The sequence below is a fragment of the Bifidobacterium sp. UBA6881 genome (genome assembly GCA_002451435.1).
GTDB lineage: Bacteria > Actinomycetota > Actinomycetes > Actinomycetales > Bifidobacteriaceae > Bifidobacterium.
The window spans coordinates 26,217-33,687 of sequence record DKCF01000068.1; the positions used below are offsets into that span (position 1 = coordinate 26,217).

Consider the following 7,471-nt stretch of genomic DNA (forward strand, 5'->3'; position numbering starts at 1 on the left):
GCGCGACACGTCCTCGCCCGGTACTGCGGATAATGCGACATACGGCGCGATGCGCGGTCATGCCGCGAACGCCGCTGACGGGGTGAATATCGACGATGCGCGGGGTGTTCGTGATGGCGCTCGTGGAGCCGATTCGGAAGACGCTCGCAATGCCGTCGCCGATACGACAGCCAATACAGAGGCGTCACTGCCGGAAGGCACCGCCGCTTCCAGGGCGATAGCTGCTGCCTCCGCGCAGAGCCGACCTGCGTCGCGGCGCGCGGTGATTTCGCTCGACAGCCCATCCAACGACGCGGAGAACCAGTTCCGCAGGGCCATCGCGGCGATCGACAACATTCCCGGGAACCAGGTCGAAGGCATCTCTCCGCTGTACCACGTCAGCCAACTGGACGGTCTGCCCGACAAAATGGCGGCCGTCATCCAGATATTCACCCGGATGGACGCGCGCGACGTGATTGCGTCGCTCGGCGCGATCGAGGAATCCATCGGCGACGGTCTCGACCTCGACCTCGTCGATATGGAGGGCGTGCATTGCGATGAGCCGGATTGCAAAGTGCCATGGCCGACCGCGCATAAGCGTGCCGCGGTGCTCGCTCCTTGGCTGGACATGGATCCGGACGCCCATCTGGACGGCGATCCGGTCTCGTTCCTGCTCGCCATGGCCCCCGACACCGCACAGGTGGGATTCCTGACCGACAACTGGATCATCGGAGACACGCTATGAAGGCTCGACGCACACCTTGGTGGTATTACGCGCTCGCCGCAATCGTAGGCTTGCTGGCAGGCCTGGGATTCGCGAAAATCGGGGAGATCTCCGGTCTGCCGCTGATTGGCGCGCCATGGATTGTACCGATCGTATTGGCGGTGCTGGGTGTCGCGGTGCTGTGCATGGCGCTGCAGGTGCATAAATACACCACCAAAGACCCCGAAAAGCGCGCGCAATTAAAGCCGCTCGACCCGCAAAGGGCCTTCGCCACATTGATGGCAAGCAAGGCGCTGGGCGTGGCCGGTGCCGCGTTGACGGGATGGTATGTCGGCCAGATCCTTATGAGCCTGCCGCACGGCGAGGCCGCTTTCTACAGCCAGGCGATCGTGGAATGCGCGGTCGCCGGCGTCGTGTGCCTCGCCGATATGGTCGTGGGCATCGTGGGGGAGTGGCTGTGCCAGATTCCGCCGATTGACGGTCCGGAGAAGCCGAAGACGAAGGAAACAGCGCAACGCAATCGTTACGCGGCCGCCGCCACCAAATCCAAGATCTGAGGATCAGGCCTTCTCTGCCGTGCCGGGCACGTTCGGCACGCGGAACATGGCCTCCTGCGCCATGCACGCCACCAGTTCGCCGTCCTGCGTGTAGACCTTCGCCTGTCCGAGTCCTCGTCCGTGCGCCGCGGTCGGCGTGTCCTGCACGTACAGATGCCATTGGTTGATGTCGATGTCGCGGTACCACCACATCGAATGGTCGATGGAGGCGAAGGAGATGCCGGGCGTGGCGATGCTCAATCCGGCACGTCGCAGCACCGGTTCCAGCATGATCTGGTCGCAGCCCATCGCCAGCATCGCGCGATGCATCGCCTGCGGCACGTCCACCGTGCCGTCGGCCTTCATCCACACCATCTGCTTGCCGGAATCATGGCTGGCGCTCTTCTTGTCGGCCCCCAGCATGATCGTGCGCGTGATGTGGCGGATGTCGAACGGCGACTTCTCCGCGTAATACTTGGCATACGCGGACTTCTCCGCGAATGGTTCCATAAGCTGCTTGGCGCTGGTCAGACTTTCCGGATCCGGCACGTCCTCGGGCATCGGATCGGCGAATTCGATGCCCTGCTGGTCGTGCTCCTGGAAACTGGCGATCGCGGTGAGGATGGAACCCTGCGCCTGCGTCACGTTCACGCGACGTGCCGAGAAGGAACGCCCATCGCGCAGATTCTCCACATCGAACAACAGATCCTGACGAATATCGCCCGCGGTGATGAAATAGCCGTGGATGGAATTCGGCAGACGCGACGGCGCCACCGTCTTCGCGGCGGCCATCAACGATTGGGCGATTACCTGGCCGCCGTACACGCGGCCGGTGGGGAAGTACAGGCTTTCGCCGTTCACGTATGTGTGGCTACGGTACGTGGAAGGCGTGCCGAGTTCAAGCACCTTCGCCAATCGCTGTAATGGAGTCGTCTCTGCCTGGGCCATAGCGGACCTCGATTCTGTGATATGAAAATTCCGTAATGCTTCCGAGTCTACGCAGGCGCGGTAAATTCCGGCGGATTGTTTTGTAACGAGTGCGTGAGAGAGCGCGAAGCCGGTGGCCGGTACTGCTGATATACGTGTCGTGCCATGCATTGCGTGCTATGCGGACGGTGCGTGCCGTACGGTCGTGGTGCGTTGTATTGCCGTGTGGTTGCGTATGCTGTTACAGCCGTAATGCGTTGTATTATGCCGTATTTCGTTTGACGTTATCGTGCGTCACATTGCATATGACTGATTGTCCAGTGTTTTGGCGGATTGTGGATGGCGCGAATTGGAGAATATGCAAGGTAGCAGACTGGATTCGCCAAACAGCAAATCGATTCCATCAACGGACGTATAAAACGTCGCTTTGCGGATGAATAGGTGTGCTTTTTTGCGTATAACGTCGCTTTGCGTGGTTGGAATGTCGCTTTGCGTGGTTGGAATGTCGCTTTGCGTATGGGATGCCATGTTCTTCGCGGGCAGCGTCATTTTGCATGGGCCAGAATGTCGCTGCCCGCGGAAGGCCTGCTGATTCATATGGAAAGCGACGTTTTTGACCGGCAGAACAATCATTGGCGAGGCTGGATCAATCATTGGTGAAGAAGATGGAGCAGCTATGATTGCGCGGACTATGGCATAAAACGACGATGTGCCGCCTTCCATGGTGGAAAGCGGCACAACGTCATGGCGGCAATGTGGATTGCCGAGCGATTAGCGGGTCAGCTTACGGTGCAGACGATGCGGACGTGCCGCATCCTCACCGAGACGCGCCACACGATTCTCCTGGTACGCCTGGAAGTTGCCCTCGAACCAGTACCACTTGGCCGGGTTCTCGTCATCGCCTTCCCAAGCGAGGATGTGCGTGGCGACGCGGTCGAGGAACCAACGGTCGTGGGAGATCACCACGGCGCAGCCCGGGAAGCCGAGCAGCGCGTTTTCCAACGATTCCAGAGTCTCGACATCAAGGTCGTTCGTAGGCTCATCGAGCAGCAGCAGGTTGCCGCCCTGCTTCAGGGTCAGTGCCAGATTCAGGCGGTTGCGCTCGCCGCCGGAGAGCACGCCGACGAGCTTCTGCTGGTCGGAACCTTTGAAGCCGAAGGAGGCGACATAGGCGCGCGTCGGCACCTCGACGCCGGCCACCTCAATGAAGTCGAGACCGCCGGAGACGGCTTCCCACAGGTTCTTGTTCGGATCGAGGCCGGCGCGGTTCTGGTCCACGTAGCTGATCTTCACGGTGTCGCCGATCTTCAGCGAACCGGAGGTCAGCGGCTCCAGACCGACGATGGTCTTGAACAGCGTGGACTTGCCCACGCCGTTCGGGCCGATCACGCCGACGATGCCGTTGCGCGGCAGGGTGAAGCTCAGGTCGTCGATGAGCACGCGGTCGCCGAACGCCTTGTGGATATGCTCGGCCTCCAGCACGGTGGAGCCCAGGCGCGGACCGGCCGGAATCTGGATTTCGGAGAAGTCGAGCTTCTTGTTGTTGCGCGCCTCCTGCTCCATCTGGTCGTAACGCTCCAGACGGGCCTTGTTCTTGGCCTGGCGGGCCTTTGGCGAGGAACGCACCCAGTCGAGCTCGTTCTTCAGACGCTTGGCGAGCTTGGCGTCCTTGGCTCCCTGGATCTCCATACGCTTGGCCTTGGTCTCCAAATAGGTGGAGTAGTTGCCCTTGTACGGGTACAGGTGGCCGCGGTCCACCTCGCAGATCCATTCGGCCACGTTGTCCATGAAGTAACGATCGTGGGTGACGGCGATGACGGCGCCCTTGTACTGGTGCAGGAACTGCTCCAGCCACAGGATCGACTCGGCATCCAAATGGTTGGTCGGTTCGTCGAGCAGCAGCAGGTCGGGGGCTTCAAGCAGCAGCTTGCACAGCGCCACGCGACGGCGCTCACCACCGGAGCACACGGAAACCGGGGTGTCCGGGTCCGGGCACTGCAGTGCGTCCATGGCTTGCTCGAGCTGGGAATCGATGTCCCAGCCGTTGGCCGCGTCGATCTCGTTCTGGAGCTTGCCCATTTCCTCCATCAGCGCGTCGAAGTCCGCGTCCGGATTGGCCATCTCCTCGCCGATTTGGTTGAAGCGTTCCACCTTCGCGGCGATTTCGCCGAATGCCAATCGGATGTTCTCGCCGACGGTCTTGGTGTCGTCCAGCGGAGGCTCCTGCTGCAGGATGCCGACGGTGTAGCCGGGGGTCAGGGTGGCTTCGCCGTTGGAGACGGTGTCGAGGCCGGCCATGATTTTCAGCAGCGTGGACTTGCCCATGCCGTTCGGGCCGACGACGCCGATCTTCGCGCCCGGCAGGAAGCTCAGGGTCACGTCGTCGAGGATCACGCGGTCGCCGTAGGCCTTGCGAGCCTTGATCATCTGGTAAATGAATTCAGCCAATGTTGTGTTCCATCCTTAAGAAACGTTGGAATTCCAGCGTTTTGCGTAAGCCAGTCAACGGAGTTCCACCTGTGGGCCGTCGAAGAGGACGCTTCGTGGCGATTGTGGCGGCGCACGAAGCGCGAATCCGCGTACGTCGATGAAAACCCGGTGTTTTCCGGACCGATCCTTGCGCAAAGTACCATCCGTGATTATCCCATACCCCGTCGTCATGCCGCAACAAGGCGATGGTACTTAATTAAGTCGGGTTCGGGGCTTTCTTGGCGCATGTCGGTCAATCGGTTCCTTTTGCCTTGTCGGAGGACAGCTGTGCTCAGAGCGCCATTGACAAAACTGTTATGAGTGCAAAACTAGTCCACCGGCAAAGAGTGTGGGTATGCGCATATGGTGATTATATACATTCTGGAATGTTGCCTTGATCGGCGCCGGGGCGGTTGTCGCGCGTGACGTTCCCGCCGATGTGGTTGCTGTGGACGCGCCGTGCAGGGTGGCGCGTCCGATCGACGAACGGGACCGTGGGTATTGCCGGCATGATCGCAGGCTCGACGTGTCGCGATGATGGCTACTCGCAGCTGTCTGCAGGGTTGATGAGGTTGGAATAATAATCGATTTTTCCGGCAAGCACATCGTCGTAGAAGGTCTGCTTGCGGTCGATATAGTCGATGGCGTCCTGGACTTCGGCCAGTTTTTTCTCGAGCGTGCGCCGTTTGATGGCGAGGATTTCCTTGCGTTCCGGTATCGATGATTCACCTTCAAGGCAGAGTTGCGTGTAATGCTGCATTTCCTTGATTCCGAGGCCGCATCGTTTGAGGCAGGTCAGTCCGTTGATCCACGCGATGCTCCGCTCGTCGAAGATGCGGCGGTTGTTCTGGTCCCGCTCGACTCCCGGCACGAGTCCGGAATTGCAGTAGAACTTCAGTGCTTCATAGTTCATGCCGGTCAATTCGCATGCCTGCTTCATCGTATAGGTCTTCATGCTCGCATGAGGCGGTATCACGGTGATCGCCATATATGGCCTCCTTGTGGATGATGCGCGGCGGGCTGCGGCGTTGCTGGAGGGGAATTGGGCTTGACCGCGTTGTTTTTGCGCGTATCCATCATGTCATATTTCCGGTTGTATTTACCGGTAGATAGTACCGGCGTGTCGTGATTTGACCGGTAGAAGCTACCGGATTTTATCGTTGGAGCCATGCACGGCATCCAAACCGGCATCCGATATCAACGAGGAACATACGGAGGAAAAACAATGGAGCATGTCAAGCTTGCTAACGGCGTCGAAATTCCGAAGATCGGCTACGGCGTCTTCCAAGTCAGCAAGGACGATGCATCGCGCTGCGTGCGCGAGGCCATCGAGGTCGGCTATCGACACATCGACACCGCGCAAAGCTACTTCAACGAGGCCGAGGTCGGCCAAGGCATCAAGGATTCCGGCATCGACCGCAAGGAACTGTTTCTGACCACCAAAGTGTGGATCAGCAACTACGGTTACGAGAACACGTTGAAGTCGGTCGATGTGTCCTTGAAGAAGCTCGGCGCCGACTATCTCGACTTGGTGCTGCTGCACCAGCCGTTCTCCGATACCTACGGCGCATGGCATGCGTTGGAGAAGCTGTACAAGGAAGGCGTCATCAGGGCCATCGGCGTTTCCAACTTCTACCCGGACCGTCTGGCCGACATGGTCGCTTTCAACGAGATCGCCCCGATGGTCAACCAGATTGAGACCAATCCGTTCAATCAGCAGATCGAAGCCCGCGAGAACATGATCAAGCGTGGCGTGGCGCAGGAGGCATGGGCGCCGTTCGGCGAGGGCAAAGCCGGCATGTTCGATAATCCGACTCTGGTCAGAATCGGTGAGACTCATGGCAAGTCCGTCGCCCAGGTGATTCTGCGCTGGCTGATGCAGCGGGACATCGTGGCTCTGCCCAAGTCCACGCATAAGAATCGTATGGAGGAGAACATCGACGTGTTCGACTTCGCGCTTACGGACGAGGAGATGGCGGACATCGCCGTGCTGGACACGAAGACCAGCCTGTTCTTCCGCCACGACACCCCGGAGGCCGTCGACATGTTCGTTGGATTCGTCAAGGACCGTGCCGGCCGCGAATGATGCTGGTATACCGGAAGAAAAGGCTCTAGGGAAGGTGTGGGCATGATGGAAACGAAGGCAAAGACCTTGGTGGCGTATTTCTCCGCTACGGGCACGACGCGCGGGGTCGCCGAGCGGCTGGCGAAGTCAATTGGCGCTGACCTGGCCGAGATCAAGGCGGCTCAGGACTACACGGCCGCCGACATCGATTGGCGTGATACGTCCAGCCGCTCCTATGTGGAGCATCAGCACCGCGGGATGCGCCCTGAACTGGCGGCGGATGCGCCGAGCGCCGAAGGCTACGGCGTGGTGTTCGTCGGCTATCCGCTGTGGTGGGAGACCGCTCCGCGCGTCGTGCGCACATGGCTCGAAGCGCAGGACTGGGCAGGCAAAACCATCGTGACGTTCGCTACGAGCTCCACCAGCACGCGCGGTGCGGACGGTGTACAGCTGCATGATTCCGCGCCGGCGGCCCGTTGGGTGGCCGGCAGGCGCATGCCGGCCGGCACCACCGAAGCACAACTCCGGGATTGGGTCGATTCGCTCGGGCTGTGAGTTGAGCCGTGGCTGCTGATACTGCTGCGTGCTATGTTCCTGTTATGCGATTGGTGGAAACATGGCTGGGTGATCCGGAACGGACATACGCGTTGTTCGGCGAGTTTCAGGCGGACGAGAACGGATTCGAGAATCCCGCGGCCGGCATGGGCAGGGCAGCCTTCGCCGACTATGTGCGGAGTCTGAGAAACGAGGCCGCCGGAATCGGCCTCAAAC

8 protein-coding genes are annotated in these 7,471 nt (G+C 60.1%); 4 read left to right on the plus strand and 4 right to left on the minus strand.

The window, feature by feature from the left end:
- On the plus strand, nt 1-724 hold a 724-nt coding region (locus B3C64_RS05125), incomplete at its 5' end, for a 2-amino-4-hydroxy-6-hydroxymethyldihydropteridine diphosphokinase (RefSeq protein WP_291534184.1).
- Nucleotides 721-1,260: a DUF3180 domain-containing protein gene (locus B3C64_RS05130; RefSeq protein ID WP_291534186.1), complete on the plus strand. Its 540-nt coding sequence runs from the start codon at nt 721-723 to the stop codon at nt 1,258-1,260. The genes B3C64_RS05125 and B3C64_RS05130, both read left to right, overlap by 4 nt.
- A gap of 3 nt (nt 1,261-1,263) precedes the next feature.
- Here B3C64_RS05130 and B3C64_RS05135 read toward each other — a convergent pair whose 3' ends face one another.
- The 4 genes from B3C64_RS05135 to B3C64_RS05150 all read right to left on the minus strand — a co-directional run bounded on the left by B3C64_RS05135 (nt 1,264) and on the right by B3C64_RS05150 (nt 5,623).
- The gene (locus B3C64_RS05135) at nt 1,264-2,187 is read right to left on the minus strand and encodes an acyl-CoA thioesterase (RefSeq protein ID WP_291534187.1); all 924 of its coding nucleotides are present in this window, start codon (nt 2,185-2,187) and stop codon (nt 1,264-1,266) included.
- Between the two features lie 273 nt (nt 2,188-2,460).
- Nucleotides 2,461-2,904, minus strand: coding sequence for a hypothetical protein (locus B3C64_RS05140; RefSeq protein WP_291534188.1), 444 nt, complete (start codon nt 2,902-2,904; stop codon nt 2,461-2,463).
- Nucleotides 2,905-2,937: 33 nt separating this feature from the next.
- A complete protein-coding gene (gene ettA, locus B3C64_RS05145; protein ID WP_291534189.1) occupies nt 2,938-4,614 on the minus strand; it encodes an energy-dependent translational throttle protein EttA in 1,677 nt (558 codons plus the stop codon).
- 562 nt (nt 4,615-5,176) lie between these two features.
- The gene (locus tag B3C64_RS05150) at nt 5,177-5,623 is read right to left on the minus strand and encodes a MerR family transcriptional regulator (protein ID WP_291534190.1); all 447 of its coding nucleotides are present in this window, start codon (nt 5,621-5,623) and stop codon (nt 5,177-5,179) included.
- Nucleotides 5,624-5,860: 237 nt separating this feature from the next.
- On the opposite strand from B3C64_RS05150, the gene B3C64_RS05155 reads away from it, so the two are divergent.
- Both B3C64_RS05155 and B3C64_RS05160 read left to right on the plus strand, forming a co-directional pair.
- On the plus strand, nt 5,861-6,721 hold the full coding sequence (locus B3C64_RS05155; protein ID WP_291534191.1) for an aldo/keto reductase: 861 nt from the start codon (nt 5,861-5,863) through the stop codon (nt 6,719-6,721).
- A 42-nt stretch (nt 6,722-6,763) separates the two neighbouring features.
- A complete protein-coding gene (locus B3C64_RS05160) occupies nt 6,764-7,255 on the plus strand; it encodes a flavodoxin (RefSeq protein WP_291534193.1) in 492 nt (163 codons plus the stop codon).
- The last annotated feature ends 216 nt before the right edge of the window (nt 7,256-7,471 follow it).